General features: G+C 58.1%; 19 protein-coding genes. 11 read left to right on the top strand and 8 right to left on the bottom strand.

What is annotated here, in order from left to right; genetic code table 11:
* Positions 1-87 precede the first annotated feature (87 nt).
* From MTP39_RS07200 to rpmB, 5 genes are all read right to left on the bottom strand, one after another.
* Positions 88-2,643 carry a heavy metal translocating P-type ATPase gene (locus MTP39_RS07200; protein WP_249239984.1) on the bottom strand — a complete coding sequence of 852 codons (2,556 nt, stop codon included), beginning with the start codon at positions 2,641-2,643 and terminating at the stop codon, positions 88-90.
* A 38-nt stretch (positions 2,644-2,681) separates the two neighbouring features.
* Positions 2,682-3,044, bottom strand: coding sequence for a metal-sensing transcriptional repressor (locus tag MTP39_RS07205; RefSeq protein WP_249239985.1), 363 nt, complete (start codon positions 3,042-3,044; stop codon positions 2,682-2,684).
* A 268-nt stretch (positions 3,045-3,312) separates the two neighbouring features.
* Positions 3,313-4,071, bottom strand: coding sequence for an esterase family protein (locus MTP39_RS07210; protein WP_249239986.1), 759 nt, complete (start codon positions 4,069-4,071; stop codon positions 3,313-3,315).
* 79 nt (positions 4,072-4,150) lie between these two features.
* A complete protein-coding gene (locus tag MTP39_RS07215) occupies positions 4,151-4,327 on the bottom strand; it encodes a DUF4250 domain-containing protein (RefSeq protein WP_015538456.1) in 177 nt (58 codons plus the stop codon).
* A 69-nt stretch (positions 4,328-4,396) separates the two neighbouring features.
* Entirely contained in the window at positions 4,397-4,585 is a 189-nt protein-coding gene (gene rpmB, locus MTP39_RS07220; protein ID WP_080545321.1) for a 50S ribosomal protein L28, read from the bottom strand.
* A gap of 197 nt (positions 4,586-4,782) precedes the next feature.
* Here rpmB and MTP39_RS07225 point away from each other — a divergent pair, with 197 nt between their 5' ends.
* From MTP39_RS07225 to MTP39_RS07265, 9 genes are all read left to right on the top strand, one after another.
* Positions 4,783-5,457 (top strand): site-2 protease family protein, encoded by a 675-nt coding sequence (locus MTP39_RS07225; RefSeq protein WP_249239987.1) that lies wholly within the window; start codon positions 4,783-4,785, stop codon positions 5,455-5,457.
* On the top strand, positions 5,458-6,180 hold the full coding sequence (locus MTP39_RS07230; RefSeq protein WP_249239988.1) for a segregation and condensation protein A: 723 nt from the start codon (positions 5,458-5,460) through the stop codon (positions 6,178-6,180).
* Positions 6,177-6,722 carry an SMC-Scp complex subunit ScpB gene (gene scpB / locus MTP39_RS07235; protein ID WP_249239989.1) on the top strand — a complete coding sequence of 182 codons (546 nt, stop codon included), beginning with the start codon at positions 6,177-6,179 and terminating at the stop codon, positions 6,720-6,722. Before MTP39_RS07230 ends, scpB begins: the two co-directional genes overlap by 4 nt.
* Before the next feature lie 3 nt (positions 6,723-6,725).
* Entirely contained in the window at positions 6,726-7,454 is a 729-nt protein-coding gene (locus MTP39_RS07240) for a DUF2953 domain-containing protein (RefSeq protein ID WP_249239990.1), read from the top strand.
* Positions 7,455-7,533: 79 nt separating this feature from the next.
* Positions 7,534-7,938 carry a GerW family sporulation protein gene (ytfJ, locus tag MTP39_RS07245; protein ID WP_249239991.1) on the top strand — a complete coding sequence of 135 codons (405 nt, stop codon included), beginning with the start codon at positions 7,534-7,536 and terminating at the stop codon, positions 7,936-7,938.
* 130 nt (positions 7,939-8,068) lie between these two features.
* A complete protein-coding gene (locus MTP39_RS07250; RefSeq protein ID WP_249239992.1) occupies positions 8,069-8,896 on the top strand; it encodes a pseudouridine synthase in 828 nt (275 codons plus the stop codon).
* A 337-nt stretch (positions 8,897-9,233) separates the two neighbouring features.
* Entirely contained in the window at positions 9,234-10,604 is a 1,371-nt protein-coding gene (locus MTP39_RS07255; protein ID WP_249239993.1) for a sodium-dependent transporter, read from the top strand.
* A gap of 133 nt (positions 10,605-10,737) precedes the next feature.
* The gene (locus MTP39_RS07260; protein WP_249239994.1) at positions 10,738-11,460 is read left to right on the top strand and encodes a LytR/AlgR family response regulator transcription factor; all 723 of its coding nucleotides are present in this window, start codon (positions 10,738-10,740) and stop codon (positions 11,458-11,460) included.
* The gene (locus MTP39_RS07265; protein WP_249239995.1) at positions 11,453-12,745 is read left to right on the top strand and encodes a sensor histidine kinase; all 1,293 of its coding nucleotides are present in this window, start codon (positions 11,453-11,455) and stop codon (positions 12,743-12,745) included. The genes MTP39_RS07260 and MTP39_RS07265 overlap by 8 nt, the downstream gene beginning before the upstream one ends.
* Positions 12,746-13,395: 650 nt before the next feature.
* On the opposite strand, the gene MTP39_RS07270 is transcribed toward MTP39_RS07265, so the two are convergent.
* The 3 genes from MTP39_RS07270 to MTP39_RS07280 are packed head-to-tail and all read right to left on the bottom strand — an operon-like array spanning position 13,396 to position 15,549.
* The gene (locus tag MTP39_RS07270; RefSeq protein WP_005926098.1) at positions 13,396-13,833 is read right to left on the bottom strand and encodes an aspartate carbamoyltransferase regulatory subunit; all 438 of its coding nucleotides are present in this window, start codon (positions 13,831-13,833) and stop codon (positions 13,396-13,398) included.
* Between the two features lies 1 nt (position 13,834).
* Positions 13,835-14,776 carry an aspartate carbamoyltransferase gene (gene pyrB, locus MTP39_RS07275; RefSeq protein ID WP_249239996.1) on the bottom strand — a complete coding sequence of 314 codons (942 nt, stop codon included), beginning with the start codon at positions 14,774-14,776 and terminating at the stop codon, positions 13,835-13,837.
* A 17-nt stretch (positions 14,777-14,793) separates the two neighbouring features.
* Positions 14,794-15,549 (bottom strand): GntR family transcriptional regulator, encoded by a 756-nt coding sequence (locus MTP39_RS07280; protein ID WP_005926093.1) that lies wholly within the window; start codon positions 15,547-15,549, stop codon positions 14,794-14,796.
* Between the two features lie 175 nt (positions 15,550-15,724).
* Between MTP39_RS07280 and MTP39_RS07285 the strand changes: the two genes are divergently transcribed.
* Positions 15,725-16,267, top strand: coding sequence for a GNAT family N-acetyltransferase (locus MTP39_RS07285; RefSeq protein WP_249239997.1), 543 nt, complete (start codon positions 15,725-15,727; stop codon positions 16,265-16,267).
* A gap of 83 nt (positions 16,268-16,350) precedes the next feature.
* Positions 16,351-19,014, top strand: a complete 2,664-nt coding sequence (locus MTP39_RS07290; protein WP_249239998.1) for a UvrD-helicase domain-containing protein — start codon at positions 16,351-16,353, stop codon at positions 19,012-19,014.
* The last annotated feature ends 3 nt before the right edge of the window (positions 19,015-19,017 follow it).

Here is a 19,017-nt window from a genome sequence, read left to right on the forward strand (position 1 = left end):
AGCGAACGCGGCGCGCATTCAAAACCGTCACGTTACAAAAAAGGCAGCTGCGCAGAAATCCGCGCAGCTGCCTTTTGCTTTTTCGCCTTACTGGATGCCGGTAACAGGGTAGTCCTGCGCCTCTACGGCCTTCTTCAGTACCTCATCGTCTACTTCAGCGTTCAGGGTGACGATGGCAGTACCGGCTTCGTGGCTGACAACAGCCTCGTCCACCTGCGGCAGAGCCTCCAGCGCCTTCTTGACGCGGGCTTCACAGTGGGGGCACATCATGCCTTCTACAGTCAGGGTCTTTTTCATAGCGGTCTCCTCCTTTTGAATTGTATCTTCCTCCGCTGCGGGCTGCACAAGGGCGGCGGGCAGGGCAGGGACGTGTTTGGGCGGGTGGTCACGCTTTGCGCTGTGCAGGTTGAACAGGTTCAGCCGCAAGGCGTTGCTCACCACGCAGAAGCTGGAAAGGCTCATGGCAGCTGCGCCGAACATGGGGTTCAGCGTCAGCCCCAAGGGAATGAACACACCGGCTGCCAGCGGAATGCCGATGATGTTATAGATGAACGCCCAGAACAGGTTTTCGTGGATGTTACGCAGGGAAGCGCGGCTCAGCCGGATGGCGGCGGGCACGTCCGAGAGCTTGGAGTTCATCAGCACTACGTCCGCAGCGTCAATGGCCACATCCGTGCCTGCGCCGATGGCAATGCCGGTGTCGGCTCGGGTCAGGGCAGGGGCGTCGTTGATGCCGTCGCCCACCATAGCCACCTTGCCGTACTTTTGGAGCTGCCGGATAACGGCCTCCTTGCTCTCCGGCAGCACCCCGGCGATCACCTCGTCCACACCGGCCTGCCGGCCGATGGCTTCAGCGGTGCGCTGATTGTCGCCGGTCAGCATCACTACCCGGATGCCCATGTTCCGCAGCTCCCGGATGGCCTGCGGGCTGTCCTCCTTGATGGTATCTGCCACCGCGATAACGCCCAGCAGACGGCCTGCACCGCCAAAGAACAGGGGCGTCTTACCCTGCGCAGCCAGTGCAGCAGCCTGCGTTTGCAGTGCAGCAGGGATAGCGACCTTTGTGCTAATAAAAGCAGCGTTGCCGCCAAAGATCTCCTTGCCCTCCAGCTTGGCGGTAAGGCCGTTGCCCGGCAGGGCGGTAAAATCGGTGACAGAGGGCAGCGCCAGCTGCTTTTCCTCCGCATAGGCCAGCACTGCCCGCGCCAGCGGGTGCTCGCTGCGGCCCTCCAGCGCGGCTGCCAGTGTGAGCAGTTCGGTCTCGGTCACGCCCGCAGCGGGCAGCAGGTCGGTGACAGTGGGCTTGCCGCAGGTGATGGTGCCGGTCTTGTCCAGTGCCACGATGCGGGTACGCCCGGCCTCCTCCAACGCCGCAGCGGTCTTGAACAGGATGCCGTTTTTCGCACCCAAGCCGTTGCCCACCATGATAGCCACCGGCGTTGCAAGTCCCAGCGCACAGGGGCAGCTGATGACCAGCACTGAGATGCCCCGCGCCAGCGCGTAGCCTACATCCCGCCCCAGCAGCAGCCAGACAAGGGTGGTGATCACCGCAATGCTGATGACCGCAGGCACGAAAAAGCCGGATACGGTATCCGCGATCTTAGCAATGGGGGCTTTGGTGGCGGCGGCATCGCTGACCATGCGGATAATCTGCGCCAGCGTGGTGTCCTCGCCCACACGGGTGGCACGGCACTGCAAATAGCCGGATTGGTTGGTGGTGGCGGCGCTTACCTTATCGCCCACGGCCTTGTCCACCGGGATGCTTTCGCCGGTCAGGGCGCTCTCGTTCACGGCGCTGCTGCCCTCCAGCACAATGCCGTCCACCGGGATGTTCTCGCCCGGGCGCACCACAAAGATATCTTCCTTCTGCACCTGCTCAATGGGCACAGTCACCTCGGCACCGTCCCGCAGCAGGGTAGCGGTCTTGGGTGCAAGCTTCATCAGGCTCTTGAGCGCATCGGTGGTCTTGCCCTTAGAGCGCGCTTCCAGCATCTTGCCCACGGTGATGAGGGTCAAAATCATGGCGGCAGACTCAAAATAGAACTCCATCATGTAGTGCATGACCAGTTCCTCATTGCCGTGCAGCTGCGCATCGGTCATGGCAAACAGGGCGTAGGTGCTCCACACAAAGCTTGCCATGGAGCCCATGGCCACCAGTGTATCCATGTTAGGGGAGCGGTGCACCAGCCCCTTGAAGCCATTGATGAAAAACTTCTGGTTGATTACCATCACGATGCCCGCCAGCAGCAGCTGTACCAGCCCCATGGCGATGTGGTTGCCGTCAAACCAGCGGGGCAGCGGCCAGCCCCACATCATGTGCCCCATGGAAAAGTACATCAGCACCAGCAAAAAGCCCAGCGAGGCGATGAGCCGCCGTTTCAGCTTGGGCGTTTCGTGGTCCGCCAATGCGTCCAGCTCTGCGCTGGTGCTGGCGGAGGCAGCAGCCTTTTTGGGGCTTGCGCCGTAACCGGCCTGCTCCACAGCACGGATAATGGCGGCATTCTCTGCTGTACCCTCCACCCCCATGGAGTTTGTCAGCAGGCTTACCGAACAGCCGGTGACGCCCGGCACGCTCTTTACGGCCTTTTCCACCCGGGCAGAGCAGGCCGCGCAGCTCATGCCGGTAACATTGAATTGTTCCATTGTTTTTTCTCCTTGTGCTCAGTTTGCCCGGCGGGCGGTCATTTCATCAACTTGGGCAGCAGCCGGAGCAGTTCTTCCAACTTTTCGTCGCTGCCGGCACGCAGGTCATCCGCCACGCAGCTGCCGATGTGCTGCGCCAGCAATTCCCGGGAAAAGCTGTTCAGTGCCGCATTGGCTGCGGCCACCTGCACCAGAATGTCCACACAGTAGGCGTCCTTTTCCAGCATCCCACGGATGCCGCGCACCTGCCCTTCAATACGGTTCAGCCGGTTGAGCAGGGCTTTGTATTCCTCCGGGCTGCGCTCTTTGTGGCGGCAGCAGCAGGGGACAGCAGCATCTGCCACAGCGTCCGCTTCCGGCGTATCAACGCAGCAGCAACAGTGCTTTTTGGTCTCTTCCATCTCGGAATCGCTCCTTTCATAAACCCCCATGGGGTATATTTTCTTGCAACAGCAGTATAGCACACAATATCCGACAATTCAAGTAGGAAATGAAATTTAAATAATGCAGCAGACAAAAATGGTTCAGAAACGCCACAGGTGTTTCTGAACCATAAATTAAAAGATAAAATTCCGCTGAACATGGCCAAAGCGCACACGGAGGCCATTCAAAACCGCTGCATATAAGAAAACGAGGGAAGCCCCGCAGGCTTTCCCTCGTTGTAAGCTCTTACTTTACTTCCAGAATGCGCGGTGCAAACAGACTCCACATCTTGCCCCACCAGTACCAGTCGTGGGAAACGTCGCCGCCCCAGATCTCCAGATGTGCGGGCATGCCCTGATCCTTCAGCAGATCAGCCAATGCCTGTGTGTCATCCAGTGCATCGCCCTCGTAGGCACCCTGACCGGCGCAGAGGATCAGATTGTTCTCTTCTGCCTTGGTCAGTGCCAGCTTGTTGGCAATGCCGTTCTCTTGCAGGTAAGCAAGGGGAGAGCAGCGCAGCACCATGTCGTCGCTGTCGGTGCCCCAGAAGCGGGTCAGGTCGTAGATGCCGCCCATACCCACAGTACCCGCAAACAGGGTGGGGCGGCGCAGACGGCAGTGGACGGCGTGGTAAGCGCCCAGATCCACACCGGCAGTCCAGATCCGGGTGCCTTTTTTGGCGTTGTTCAGGGCCAGAATACGGGGAGCCAGCTCAGCGCTCAGGTAGACGAAATACTTCTCCTGCAGCTCGGCGCGGCGGCGCTGGGGCAGATCACCGTTCAAAAGGCCCTCGCCGTCTACGGCATCCGCGCAGAACAGCTGCACCTTGCCCTCGTTCAGCAGCTGGGCAATGGCGTCGGGCATGCCGTTGTTCTCCCAGTCGTAAAAACGGCCGCTGCGGGCGGGCAGTGCCAGCACCGGCACACCGGCATGACCGTACACCTTAAACTCCATCTCACGGCCAAGAACCGTGCTCCACTCTTTGTAATAGGTACCCTGGATCATAAATCAAGCACTCCTTATTTTATCATTCACCGGCCCGGGCACAGTCGCTGCGCACCGGTGCCGGATTTGGAAGCTATAATCAGACAAACTGGTTGCGCTGCGGGTCATAATCGTAGCCCACAGCGTGCAGCTTTGCGCACAGACCGGCCTTATCGGCCTCCAGATCCTCGCACAGCGCATCGAGATCCTTATACTGATCCCGCAGTTTCAGGTTCACCACGCTCAGCAGCATGATGGGATCAACAGGCAAAGACATTTTATTCCTCTCCTTGCGGCAAATAAAAAAGCCGGCCACTCGACAAAGTGACCGGCCACATACACCAAATTAGACAGCGCGGGTAACTTTGCCAGCGCGCAGGCAACGGGAGCATGCGTAGACATACTTGGGAGAGCCCTCCACGACCGCCTTGACACGACGGACATTCGGCTTCCAGGTACGGTTGGAACGGCGATGAGAGTGAGAGACCTTGATACCAAAGGTAACACCCTTGCCGCAGCATTCACACTTAGCCATGGTAATTGCACCTCCTACAGTGAAGTATGGAATCAAAATAATCAGCTTGATTATTTTACCAGAGATACAAAGAAAAAGCAAGCCTTTTTTTAAATTTTCTGTAGCTTTTTGCATTCCCGGTGCAGTGGGGCTTGTGCAGGGCACAAAAAAATAGTATTATAAAGAAAGAAATTCGTTTTGAAGGAGGAGAGATTTACATGACCGCACAGGCAACCTATTATATCATCCGCGCACTGGTGGCGCTGGTGGCCATCCCGTTCCACGAGGCCGGCCATGCACTGGCAGCATGGCTGCTGGGCGATGCCACCGCCAAACGCGAGGGGCGTCTTTCGCTGAATCCCTTTGCCCACTTTGACCTGCTGGGCACGCTGTGCATGGTGTTTGCAGGCGTGGGCTGGGCAAAGCCTGTGTCCACCAACCCCCGCAACTTCAAAAACCCCAAGTGGGGCATGGCGCTCACTGCACTGGCAGGCCCTGTGGCAAACCTTGTGCTGGCTTACCTTGGCATGGTGGCGTGGAAGGTAATGTACTACTGGGCACCGGTCAATAATGCCACCATTTACATTGCCATGTTTTTGCGGTATCTGGTGCTGATGAACGTGAGCCTTGCGGTGTTCAACCTGATCCCCGTGCCGCCGCTGGACGGCAGCCGCATTCTGCTGGTGGTGCTGCCGCAGCACATCTACTTTGGCCTGATGCGGTACGAAAAATATATCATGATCGTTATGCTGGCAGCGGTTTGGGGCGGCTTTCTGGATGTGCCGCTATACTACCTGAACAACGTGGTGTGGTCGCTTTTGGGCGCGGGCACCGGGTATATCGATAAGATCGCCTACGCCGTTTATGCCAGCAGTCTTGGGGCGGTGATCTGAGTGGCAGAGGAATTGACCTTCCATCTGGAGGATTTTGACGGCCCGCTGGAATTATTGCTGGCGCTGGTGGCAAAACATAAGATGGACCTGCACAACATCCCCATTCTGCAGCTCATCGACCAGTACACCCGCACCGTGGAGCAGGCCGACCCTGACCCCGAGACTGCCAGTGCTTTCATTGAGATGGCGGCGCATCTGGTGGAGATGAAAAGCTTTCTGCTGCTGCCCCGCAGCGAAGAGGGCGAGCGCATGAAGCAGGAGCTCACCGGCCAGCTCATCGAGTACGACCAGTGCCGCCGCATGGCAAAGTTGCTGCGCGCAAAAGGGGAGGCTGCCCCGGTGTTCGTGCGCCGCCCCATGGAGATGGAGTGGGACAACACCTACGCGCTGCACCACGCCCCGCAGATTTTGGCGGACTACTGGCAGGCGCTGGCAGGCCGCACCAAGACCCGCCGCGTGCCCACCCAGCAGCAGTTTGAGCCGCTGGTCACCGCGCCCATGGTATCGGTCACCAGCCGGGTGGTGTACATCCTGCGCCGGATGCTGGGCGGCACCGTGGCAAAGATGGAGCAGTTGTTTTCCCGCAGCCAGAGCCGCAGCACCAACGTAGCTACCTTTCTGGCGCTGCTGGAACTGGTGCGCGGCGGACGCATCGCGCTGGATGACCGGGGAGAACTGACCATGCGCCGCACCCGCCCGGAACGCAATAAGGAGAACCCATGAACCAGAAACAAACCCTTGCCGCCGTAGAGGCCATGCTTTTTGCCTGCGGCGACCCCATAGGTGCCGATAAGCTGGCACAGGCGGTGCAGCTGCCCCAGTCCAGCGTGGATGCCGCACTGGAGACCCTGCACACCCGCTATCAGCGGGAGGACAGCGGTCTGTGTCTGCTGCATCTGAATACCCGGTGGCAACTTGCCACCAAGACCCAGTGGGCCGACTGCGTGCGCCGCGTGCTGGACAGCCGCCGCGCCGTACCGCTTGGCCCTGCGGCCATGGAGACCCTGACCGTCATCGCCTATAATCAGCCGGTGTCCCGCGCTTTTATTGAGCAGGTGCGCGGCGTGGACTCCTCGTCCAGCGTGTCCGGTCTGCTGGAAAAGGGGCTCATCGAGGAAGCCGGACGTCTGGATCTGCCGGGTCGCCCGGTCAGCTTCCGCACCACTGATACCTTTTTGCGTGTGTTCGGTCTGTCCAGTCTGGCAGACCTGCCGCCGGTGCATAGTGACGCACCGACAGATGATCCGACCGAAAGTGAGGGTTGACCCATGGGCATGGTTCTTTCCGCAGTGGGCGCTTGTCTGCTGTTCATCCTCAAGGTGGTGGGCATCCTGCTGCTGATCATTCTGGTGCTGGCGGCGCTGTTGCTGCTGTGCCCTTTCTGCGCGGATATCTGCTGGCAAAACGATACCCTTACCGTAAAAGCCGGGGCGCTGGGCATCACTTTTCCGGTGTTCCAATACCCCAAGCCTGAACCTCCCGCCCAGTCGGAGGAACCCAAGGGCTTTACCGGTAGGCTGAAAGCAAAATTCCGCGCATGGCGTGCGGAGCGCAAGCGCAAAAAAGCTGAAAAAAAGGCTGCGCAGCCTGCAAAGCCCAAAGCAGAAAAGCCACCCCGCCAAAAGGCAAAGATCACGCTGGATGCGGTCTGCACCATGCTGCGGGGCGTGGGTACGCTGCTGCGAGCAGTGTTTGGCGCCATCCGCTTTACAAAGATCTCGGTCTGCCTTGGTGTGCGCGGTGAAGACCCCGCCGAAGCTGCCCGCAATTACGGCAAGCTGCAGGCATGGCTGTACCCGACCCTTGGCGTACTGGATCATTTCTTCTTTCTGGAATTTGACCAGCTGCGCGTTCTGCCGGACTTCGGCAGTGCTCAGCCTACTGTGCAGGACAGGGTATCCTTCCGGGTCAGTGCGCAGGCGCTGTTCATCGTCATTGCCGCTGTGCGGGTGCTATACGAGTTCTGGCGTAAAAAAGTATTGGACATCTTTATATAAAGTGTGGTACACTAAATCTATATCAGAATGCTTTCCGGCGGCCTGCTGCCTGCACGGATGAATAAAGGAGAGTTGTTTTATGGCAGAGCATCCTATTCAGGGCCTGATGAACGTTACGATGGAGAAAATTCACCAGATGGTGGACGCCAACACCATCATCGGCAAGCCCATCACCACCGAGGATGGCATCACCATCCTGCCGGTGTCCAAGGTGAGCTTCGGTTTCGCCTCCGGCGGTACCGATTTTAACGGCAAGAACGCTGCCAACAAAGATCTGTTTGGCGGCGGCTCCGGTGCCGGTGTCAACATCCAGCCGGTGGCATTTCTGGTCATCAAGGATGGCTGCGTGCGCACCATCCAGCTGTCGGATAGCTCCAACAGCATCGACCGTGCCCTGACCATGCTGCCCGAGCTGGTGGAAAAGCTCACCGCTCTGGTCAAAAAGGACGATAAGGCACCCGCAGAGGAGCCCAAGGCAGAGTAACTTTTTATAATAACCAAGCCGCAGCCGCAGGCCTTTTGATCTGCGGTTTATATAGCCGCGTACCGTGCCCTGCAAAAGCAGGGGAGTGGTGCGCGTTTTGAGCGCCGTGAGGCGCACAAGGAGTAATATTATGGCAGAAGAACGTATTCAGAAGATCATGGCCGAGCAGGGTCTGTGCTCCCGCCGCGCCGCCGAGCAGATCATTGCCGAGGGTCGCGTCAAGGTGAACGGCCACCCGGTCAAGGTGGGCGACAAGATGGATCCCAACCGTGACGTGCTCCATGTGGATGACGAGCGTATCTACATCCAGAAAAACCAGCAGCTGTACTATCTGGCGCTGTACAAGCCCCGTGGCTATGTGACCACCGCCAGCGACGAACTTGGCCGCAAGACCGTGATGGACTTGGTCAGCGACATCCCCGCCCGCCTGTACCCGGTAGGGCGTCTGGATAAGGACAGCGAGGGTCTGCTGCTGATGACCAACGATGGTGCCTTTGCGCAGGCTGTCACCCATCCCTCCGGCGGCATCTCCAAGCTGTACCGCGTTACCGTGCAGCCCCGCGCCGACGAGGCTACCATCCTCAAGCTGAGCAGCGGCGTTGTTCTGGACGACGGCACCAAGACCATGCCCTGCGCCATCAATGTGGTCACCGATGAGCCCGGCCGCACCGTGATGGAGATGACTCTGAAAGAGGGAAAGAACCGCGAGATTCGCCGGATGTGCGAGAGCGTGGGTCTTGAGGTGGTGCGCCTGAAGCGCAACGCAGAAGGCGTGGTAAAGCTGGGTATGCTCAAGCCCGGCACCTACCGCGAACTGACCAAGGCCGAGGTGAACGGTCTGCGCGCCGCAACGGTCAAGGGTCGTGCACAGACCCGCTCTGCTGCCCAGCAGACCAAGGCTGCCGAGCGCCGTCCCCGCGGCCCTGTGGGCAAAAATGCCCCCCGGAAGCAGAAGTAAGATGGTACAGAAGCCGTTGCACAGCAGCCTGTGCGGCGGCTTCTTTTTTGCGCGTTTCCAAGGGTGAAGAACTATCAGGTTTTCATCTGAAAAATGAACAAAATTGCATTCTTGAACATACGCCGATAAAAAGAACTGCAAAACGGCAAAAATGGAACAGAACGGCGTAGTTGGCCGGACTGTATCCGTCTGAAAAACAGTCTGAACTTCTGACAACAAAAGTTCATTGCAGTAAAACAGTGCTGGTCATCGACGGGATTTGTGCTATAATACAAAAGCAACGCTTTGCTAGGGTCTCCAAGCCGGGCGGGCAAACTGGAAAAGGAGTAATCAAATCATGGAACGAGAAACTCTGAAATCCCGTCTGGGCTTTATTCTGCTTTCCGCAGGCTGCGCCATCGGCATCGGCAATGTGTGGAAGTTCCCGTATATTGCCGGGCAGGGCGGCGGCGGTGCCTTTGTACTGTTCTACCTGATCTTTCTGGTCATTCTGGGTCTGCCCATCATGACCATGGAATTTGCCGTGGGACGTGCCTCCCGCAAAAGCCCGGTGCGGGCGTATCAGGCACTGGAAAAGCCGGGGCAGAAGTGGCACATCCACGGCTACTTCACCCTCATCGGCTGCTACCTGCTGATGATGTTCTACACCACCGTGGCGGGCTGGATGCTGCACTATTTCTACATGACTGCCGCCGGTAAACTGGCGGGGCTCAACGCCGAGCAGGTGGCCGGTAAGTTTACCGAAATGCTGGCAAGCCCCGCCACCATGACCTTCTGGATGGTGTTCGTGGTCGTGGTAGGCATTCTGGTGTGTGCCAAGGGTCTGCAGAGCGGTCTGGAGCGCGTGACCAAGGGCATGATGATCGCTCTGCTTCTCATTATGGTGGTGCTGGCTGTCAACAGCCTGTTCATGCCCGGGGCAAAGGAGGGCCTTTCCTTCTTCCTTGTGCCGGACTTTACCCGGATGCAGGAGGTGGGTGTGGTCAACACGCTGGTCTCTGCTATGAATCAGGCCTTCTTCACCCTGAGCCTTGGCATCGGCGCCATGTCCATCTTCGGCAGCTATATCGGCAAGGAGCACTCCCTGCTGGGCGAATCTGTCCGCATTGTGGTGCTGGATACCTTTGTAGCCATCACCGCCGGTTTGATCATCTTCCCGGCCTGCTTTACCTACCATGTAGACCAGACCAGCGGCCCCAGCCTGATCTTTATCACCCTGCCCAACATCTTTGCCAATATGTCCATGGGCCGGTTGTGGGGCAGCCTGTTCTTCCTGTTCATGGCCTTTGCGGCCATGTCCACGGTGCTGGCAGTGTTCGAGAACATCATCTGCTGCGGCATGGAGCTGACCGGCTGCAGCCGCAAAAAGTCCAGTCTGGTGAACCTTGTGCTCATCATCCTTCTGTCCATGCCCTGCGTGCTGGGCTATAACCTGTGGACATGGGATGGCTTTGCGGTGTTCGGCGGCGCTGTGCTGGATGTAGAGGATTTTCTGGTCAGCAACCTCTTCCTGCCGCTGGGCAGCTTGGTGTATCTGCTGTTCTGCGTTACCCGTTACGGCTGGGGCTGGCAGAACTACAAAAAAGAGGTCAACACCGGCAAGGGGCTCAAGGTGCAGGACTGGATGCGCGGCTACCTGACCTATGTGCTGCCGCTCATCGTGGTGTTCATCTTTGCATTTGGTCTCTACGACAAATTCCTTGCATAAAATATCCCGGCGTCTGCTCCGTCTTTGATTGACGAACGAGCGGGACAAGTGTAATATAAAAGCATATAGGGTGCTTCTCCCGGCGGGGGACACCGCTATATGCTTTTTTGTATTCAAAAGGAGGAAACACCCCATGCACATTCTGGTCTGTGACGACGATGCAGCCTTCGCTGCGCGGATGGACGAGTATATCTCGGAATGGTTCCGCGCCCGGGAAATTCAGGTGCAGAGCACTGTCTGCACCAGCGGCGAGCAGCTGCTAGCTACTCCGGAACTGGAACGCTACCAGCTGGCGTTTCTGGATGTGGACCTGAAAACCACCGATGGCATCGCGCTGGGGCGCAGGCTGCGGCAGCTTGCCCCGGATATCGTGCTGGTGTACATTTCGGCTTATCTGGAATTTGCCCCAAAGGGCTACACGGTCAACGCTTACCGCTACCTACTCAAGCGGGATATTGCCGCCCAGCTGCCCAGCTGTCTGGAGGATATCTTTTCCGGCATGACCGACCCCCGAAAAACGCTGGAGGTGCACCACAACCGTACCACCAGTGAGATCCCGCTGGATCAGATCTATTATCTGGAAAGCGATCTGCGGCAGATCAACGTCTACGGCGATATCCCGCACCAGCCCATCTGCACCTTTTACGGCAAGATCGCTGATCTGCCTGCCATGCTGTACGAAAACGGTTTTTTGCAGGTAGGGCGCAGTGATGTAGTCAATCTGCAGTATGTGCGCTCCATCCGCAATTACAAGGTGGAACTGCGCAGTGGGGTAGAGTTGAACGCAAGCCGACAGGATTTTCCGGCTATCCGCAGCGCATGGCTGGAATGGAAGGGGCAGTTCGGCGATGAATGAAGAATTCTGGCGCTGGTATGTGTACGGCCACTGGGTCTGCCTGACCCAATGGCTCGGCTTTATTATGGTGGAGTACGCCTATCTTGGCAAAGGCAGGGTAAAGCACCCGCTGGTGTGCTCCTGCGTTATAACCATGATTACGATGACCCTCTCGGTCGTGCGCAACTATGGCTTTTTTACGCCGATGGCAGTGGTTTACACGCTTCTATTTCTGTTCGTCACCGTTATGCTGTTTGGCGGCACGCCGGGGCAGAAATTTACTGCCTGTCTGATCAACGGCACCATGTGCCTGTTGGTCGAAAACAGTGCGCGGTATGTCATATCGTGGATACTGAAGTGTGAGCTACAGCAGGTCATCCAGCGCGCAGATTGTCTGGTCATAATGTCATTCACAAATCTGGTAGTCAGCACCGGGGTATCGTTCTTTGTGGGCAAGTGGCGCAGATACAATGCGCTGGAGCCTTTGCAGGCGCTGACCATGAGCTTTTTTCCGGGCGTGGTCGTGGTACTGAACATCCTGCTCATGCTCACAGATAACAACAAAAGGGCCACCATGGCCACAATGGGGATGACAGTGGGTCTCACAGTGGCCGTCATGGTGCATCTGTGTATCGTGGCTATGTTCAACGATCAGGTCATGCAGCGGCGCAGCCTGCATTTTCAGGCCGAACTGGAGCAGCAGCGGGCTTCGGCTCTGCTGGATTCCTACACCGCCCAGCGCCGCCTGACCCACGAATTCACCAACCATATCGGTGCGTTGCGTGCCTTGCTGGCACAGGGAGATGTGGCCGGTGCGCAGGACTATATTGCCGGTGTGGATAAGGCCGTGGCGGCCAGCACCACCATTATGGACACCCACAACCCGTTGCTGGACTCCATCCTGACTCGCAAGTACGAGGAAGCCGCCCGGCAGGGCGTAAGCGTGTATTTTGACCTTTGTGACCTGCGGGATTTCCCCTTGAGCGGGGTGGATATGGTCACCGTTTTAGCTAATCTGCTGGATAACGCCATCTGTGCCGCAGCGCAGGCGTACCCGCCGGAGGTCTATGTGCGGGTGCGCAAAACGGAGGAGGAATATCTCCTCTCGGTGCGCAATCGGGTGCAGCGGGACGTGGAACTGCCGCCGGATGGTCATCTGCCCCGCACCACCCGCAAAGAGCCCGGCCACGGCATGGGGCTTTCCAACGTGCGTGACGTTCTGCTGCGCCACGGTGCGGAGTATACCCTGAGCTGCCGGGACAATTGGTTCCGCTTTACCTGTGCGGTGCCCACCGACAATTCATGACATCTGCACCGTCAGAATATGACAATTTTTGTGCAACAGAAGCGTAACTCTGCTATACTGAAGCAAGTAAAGGAAGCCTTCCGTGCGGACATGGTCACGTTGCGGTGGGAGGGGAACACCCTCCTTTTAAAAGCTTTGTTGCTGGATGGAAAACAGCTTGCGGTGCGTGTAAGCAGGCTGTATACCTTTGCTTTTTGGGGCTGTGCAGGAATGCACAGTACCTTGCTGACGGGACTTTCTGTGGCGGGCCTTTTTGGGGGTTGCAGTCGATAAAGTTTCTCGATGCGTCGCAATTCCGTTTGTGCCTGCTGTTTGGGAATAGCGTGGGCAGACCGGAGTATCGTGCGCTGCAAAGAGTCCCGTCAGTTTTCTTTTGTGCAAAAAGGACTGCTCTACATGGGTTTTGCCCAGTAGAGCAGTCCTTTTTATCTATTAAATCATCGTATCTGCCAGTCAGCAGAAAGCCGACCCGCCGTGCGACTGTTTCGGTAGAAAACCAGCGCGGCAGCTGCGGTTTCCCTCTGCGTCCCTCCCGTGAAAAAGCAGCTCAGCCAAGCCCGCAGGCTTGGCTGAGCTGCAAAACTAAAATGCAATTCCTTAAACTATGCGCAGAGCGAAGCGGAGCGCATTTAAAATCGTAAAAAGCGCAGTTACTCCGGCTTTACCTGCAGCTCCTGCTCGCAATAGATGCAGCGGTACTTGCCGTTGGAACTCAGTTCGAAAATCTGGTCGCATTCCTCTTCTATGCTGGAGATGCAGCGTGGGTTTTTGCACCGCACAATGTTCACCAGACGCTTGGGGGGCTTGGGCTGCTCCTTGCGGACAGCCTTGCCGTTCTCAATAATGGTCACGCTGATGTTCGGGTCCAGATAAGCCAGCACATCCAGGTTCAGCCAGGAGGCGTCGCCCTCCACCTTGATGATGTCCTTGCGGCCGCTTGCCGTCTTTTTGCTGCGTGCATTCTGGATCAGCGCTACGCTGGCAGTACGGTTGCCCGCAATGCCCAGCAGATCCATCAGACCAACAGCAGTACCTGCCTTGATGTGGTCGATGACAATACCGTTCTGAATCTCGTCAATATTCAACATATCAGTTCTCCTCCTTCGGTGCTTTGGGGTCTGCAAGCCCCAGCAGGGTCATGATCAGTGCCATGCGGACGTAAACGCCGTTCTGCACCTGCTCAAAATAAGCGGCGCGCGGGTCGTCGTCCACGTCCAGCGCGATCTCGTTCACGCGGGGCAGGGGGTGCAGCACTGCCATGGTGGGCTTGGCCTGTGCCATTTTTTCGCGGGTCAGCACATAGCTGTTCTTCAGGCGGATGTAGTCCTCCTCGTTGAAGAAGCGCTCCTTCTGCACGCGGGTCATATACAGGATGTCCAACTCCGGCATGGATTCCTCCAGACTGCGGGTCTCCTTGTAGGGGATGCCGTTGGCCTCCAGCACGTCATTGATGATATAATCCGGCACCCGCAGCTCCTCCGGGCTGATCAGCACAAAGCGGACGTTCTTGCAGCGTGCCATGGTCTTGAGCAGGGAGTGGACGGTGCGGCCGAACTTCAGGTCGCCGCACAGACCAATGGTCAGGTCATCCAACCTGTCCATGCGGCGGCGGATGGTCATCAGGTCGGTCAGGGTCTGGGTGGGGTGCTGGTGACCGCCGTCACCGGCGTTGATCACCGGAATGCGGGAATAGCGGGAGGCACGCAGCGGTGCGCCCTCCTTGGGGTGGCGCATGGCAACGATGTCGGCATAACAGGACACCACCCGGATGGTATCGGCTACGCTCTCGCCCTTGGTGGCGCTGGACACGTTCTCGCTGGGGAAGCCCAGTACATGGCCGCCCAAGTTCAGCATAGCCGCCTCAAAGGACAGGCGGGTGCGGGTGGAGGGCTCGTAGAACAAAGTAGCCAGCTTTTTGTGGTTGGCCACCTCCTGATAGGCGGCGGGGTCGGCACAGATACGGTCGGCAAGATCAAGCAGCTGTGTGATCTCCTGCTGGGTAAGATCCAAAGGATCGATCAGATGACGCATAGATAGGATACCTCCGTTTAAAGCAGTTTGCGTAAGATGGAAAAATCAAAAAAGTTTGTGTAGTAGCTCAGCGAGCGCATCACCGGCCTGCACAAACGATTGAAACATACCTCATCCAGCAGCAGCATGGCCTCGCCCGGGGCAAGCCGCATGGCTGCACGGATGGCTTCGTCGCCGCAGCTGGCTTTCAGGTGCGCCACGTTGGAAGAGATCTGCTGGTGGCACTCCTGCTCCAAAATTTCAAAGATGTCGCCGGTCAGGTCGATGCGGGTGTAGTCCCGGTTGCCGAACAGACTGCGGGGCAGGTAGTCGATGGAATAGATCACCGGGGTCGTATCGGCAAGGATGCGCTTTTTGATGCAGATCACCTCGTCGCCGACTTCCAGCGCCAGCGCATGGGCCATCTCCTCACCTGCACGAAGAAGCATCACCTGAATGCCGTCGGCATGGGGATAGCTGCCAAAGCTGCGGATCAGCGGGTAGTACTCCAGCTTCTGGTCCAAGCGGCTGCGCAGCCCCAGCACAGCGCGGTTCACCACCGTGCCAATGCCGCGCACCCGTTCCACATAACCGGCGCGCTCCATCTCGCTCAGCGCGTCACGGATCACGGTGCGGCTCACCCCCAGTTCGGTGGCAAGGTCTACCTCGGCAGGCAGGCGGTCGGCTTGGGCATAGCGCCCGTTGGTCAGCTCTTCCAGCAGGCTTGCAACAACGCGGTCGCTGATCACAGCGCCGCCCAAGCGGCTGGACGATGCCAGTGCGGGATCTTTCATGGATGGTTCCTCCGTTTCCGGGCGGCAAGCCGCCCCGAACTTCATACAAACGGGCAGGGAGGATCCCTCCACAGCCCCTTCTCTCCTATTATAGCATAATTTGACATTTAGAAAAGCGTCATTTATACTGGAATCTGCTGAAAAGTACGATTTTATTTTGGAGGGCATAGTACAGATGGACTATTTTCTGCAAAAAGTAAGCGGTCAGCCCGCCCGGCAGACCGTTACCCTGCGGCGCTGCACCCCCGCCGAGGCTCCGGTAGTGTTCGCACTGCAAAACGAAGTGCGCGCCGCCATGCCGCACCCGGAGCAGTTCGTGCCGGATACGCTGGAAAACATTACCGGTTATCTGCGCACCGGGGTGTGTATCGGTGCGTGGCAGCAGGGGCGGCTGGGTGCGTACCTCATCCTACGCCTGTGCGGGCAAAGCGATGAAAACTACGCTGCCTTTCTGGGCGTGCCGCAAAGTCAGTGGCAGCACTGGGCCAACGCAGACAGCGCGGTGGTGCACCCGGACTGGCGGGGCAACGGTCTGCAGCGCGCCATGCTGGAAGCGGCTCTGCCGCTGCTGCCGCCGCAGATCACCCATCTGGGGGCTACTGTCAGCCCGGATAACAGTTACAGCCTGCGCAACGCACAGGCTGGTGGCTTCGTTATTCGCTGCCGCCGGGAGATGTACGGCGGCTACGATCGCTATCTGCTGGAAAAGCAGTTGTAACTCCATGCAGTTTTGGTGTACAACTTTTTCGAAATGTGTTATACTATATGGTATGAATAACAGCGAAGGAAACAGGTGAAACCATGGCAGCATCTCTCGGGCAGGAATTCTGCACCCTGCGTGATACTTACATTGAAAAGCAATTCGGCCGCCTGAACGATATGCAGCGGCAGGCTGTGTTTACCACGGATGGCCCGCTGCTCATCCTTGCCGGTGCGGGCAGCGGCAAGACCACTGTGCTGGTCAACCGCATCGCCAACCTCATCCGGTTTGGCTCGGCACACGGCTCCAAAGAAACGCCCCGCCCGGTGACCGAGGAGGACGTCAAGGCCTTGCGCACCGCCATCATGACCGGTACCGATGCCCCAAGCTGGCTGGACGGAATGCTGCGCCACAACGCGGTGCGCAGCTGGAACGTGATGGCCATTACCTTTACCAACAAGGCGGCAGGAGAGCTGAAAGAGCGTCTGCGCCGGATGCTGGGCGGCGAGGAAGGGGACGAGGTGTTCGCCTCCACCTTCCACTCGGCCTGTGTGCGTATCCTGCGCCGCTGGGCAGAGGAGAACGGCTACCCCCGCAGCTTTACCATCTATGATACAGACGATGCTCAGCGCGTGATGAAAACGGTGTATAAAGAGCTGAGCATCGACGATAAATTCCTGCCCATCAAAGCCGCCATCAACCAGATGAGCCGCTGGAAGGATCAGCTGGTCAGCCCGGAGCAGGCCCTTGCAGACCACGCCAGAGACGTGAAGAGCACCCAGACCGCACGCATCTACGCAGCTTACGAGAAAAAGCTGAAAGAGGCCGGCGCGTTTGATTTTGATGACCTCATCTACCAGACCGTGCAGCTGCTGGCCGACCACCCGGATGTGCGGGAATTCTACCAGAATAAGTACCGCTACCTGTTGGTGGACGAGTATCAGGATACCAGCGTGGCGCAGTTCCGTCTGGTCAGCCTGCTCACCGGGCCGGAGCGCAACATCTGCGTAGTGGGCGATGACGACCAGAGCATCTACCGCTTCCGCGGCGCTACCATTGAGAACATTCTCAATTTTGAAAAGCTCTATCCCGGAACCAAGACCATCCGTTTGGAGCAGAACTATCGTTCTACCTCCAACATCCTTAACGCAGCCAACTGCGTCATCCAGCACAACACCGAGCGCAAGGGCAAGACCCTGTGGACGGACAACGGCGAGGGCGATAAGGTGCAGGTGTACACCGCCGAGAACGAGCAGGATGAAGCCAGCCACATCGCGGATGTCATCGGCCAGCACCTGAAGGCGGGCGGCCATCTGGCAGACCATGCCATCCTCTACCGCATGAACGCCCAGTCGGCTCCCATCGAAAGCTACTTCACCCGCGCGGGTATCCCGCATAAGATCGTGGGCGGGCAGCGCTTCAACGACCGTAAGGAGGTCAAGGACATCCACTCCTATATGTCCATCGTGGCCAACCCCCGGGACGATGTGCGGCTGCGCCGCATCATCAACGAGCCCGCCCGTAAGATTGGTGCTACCACCGTGGACGTCATTGCAGACCTTGCCGGACAGCAGGGGGTCAGCATGCTGGATGTCATCAGCCATGCGGACCAGTACGCAAAGCTCTCCCGCGCGGTCATGCCGCTGCTCAAGTTTTGGCAGATTTATCAGCGCCTGCAGGATTCTCTTGCCACCCGCACGCTGGACGAGTTCGCTTCCGATGTCATTGAGCTGACCGGCTATAAGGCCATGCTGGAAGCAGACGCCGCCAAGGGGCACGAGGATGCCGCCGACCGTCTGCAGAACTTGGGTCAGCTGGTGAACAACGTTAAAAACTACTGCGACCAGCACGGCGAGGAAGCCACGCTGGAGGGCTATCTGGAAGATATCGCCCTTATCAGCGATATCGACAGCTATAACGAGAGCAGCGATCAGGTGGTGCTGATGACCATCCACTCTGCCAAGGGCTTGGAGTTCCCTTATGTGTTCCTCATCGGCATGGAGGAGGGCGTTTTCCCCAGCGAGATGAGCAAGTACTCCGAAGCAGATCTGGAAGAGGAACGCCGTCTGGCTTACGTCGGCATCACCCGCGCCAAAAAGGAGCTGTACATCTCCAACAGCGTCACCCGGATGCTGTATGGCCGCACCCAGCGCAACGAGCCCAGCCGCTTTCTGCGGGAGATCGAGCCGGAATACATCGAGGAGACCCGCAGCCCTGTGCTGGAGCAGCGTTCCCGTATGGGTGGCTGGGGCAGCAGTTATAGCGATACCGTGCCCGGCGGGGCATCCGGTTACTCCGGCCCCTCCGGCTATAGCCGTAGCAGCTACGGCGGCGGTTACAGCTCAGGCAGCCGCAGCGGCTACCTGAACCGGGAATATAACGCCGGTGAAAGCCGTGGTTTCGGCTCCTCTTACGGCGGAAGAAGCACCGCTTCCTCCGGTTTTGGCAGTCACTATGGCAACAGCTCCACCCAGCCGACTACCAGAAGCAGCGGATTTGGCTCTGCATATTCCGGCAGCAATACGACAAAAAATGCTGTAAAGCAAACGGCCTTTACGGCGAATTCCGCTGCAAAACCGGCAGCTTCTGGCGCAAAGCACTATGAACCGGGTGACATCGTGGAGCACAAGGTATTCGGTCGCGGCACGGTGCTGAAGGTAAAGCCCGCTGCCGGGGATCAGATCGTGGAGATCAACTTTGAAAAAGTGGGCATCAAGAAAACGATGGCCAATTTTGCGCCCCTGACCAAGATTACGGAGGAATAAGAC

This window comes from Faecalibacterium sp. I3-3-33, from assembly GCF_023347295.1.
In the GTDB taxonomy this organism is placed as follows: Bacteria; Bacillota; Clostridia; order Oscillospirales; family Ruminococcaceae; genus Faecalibacterium.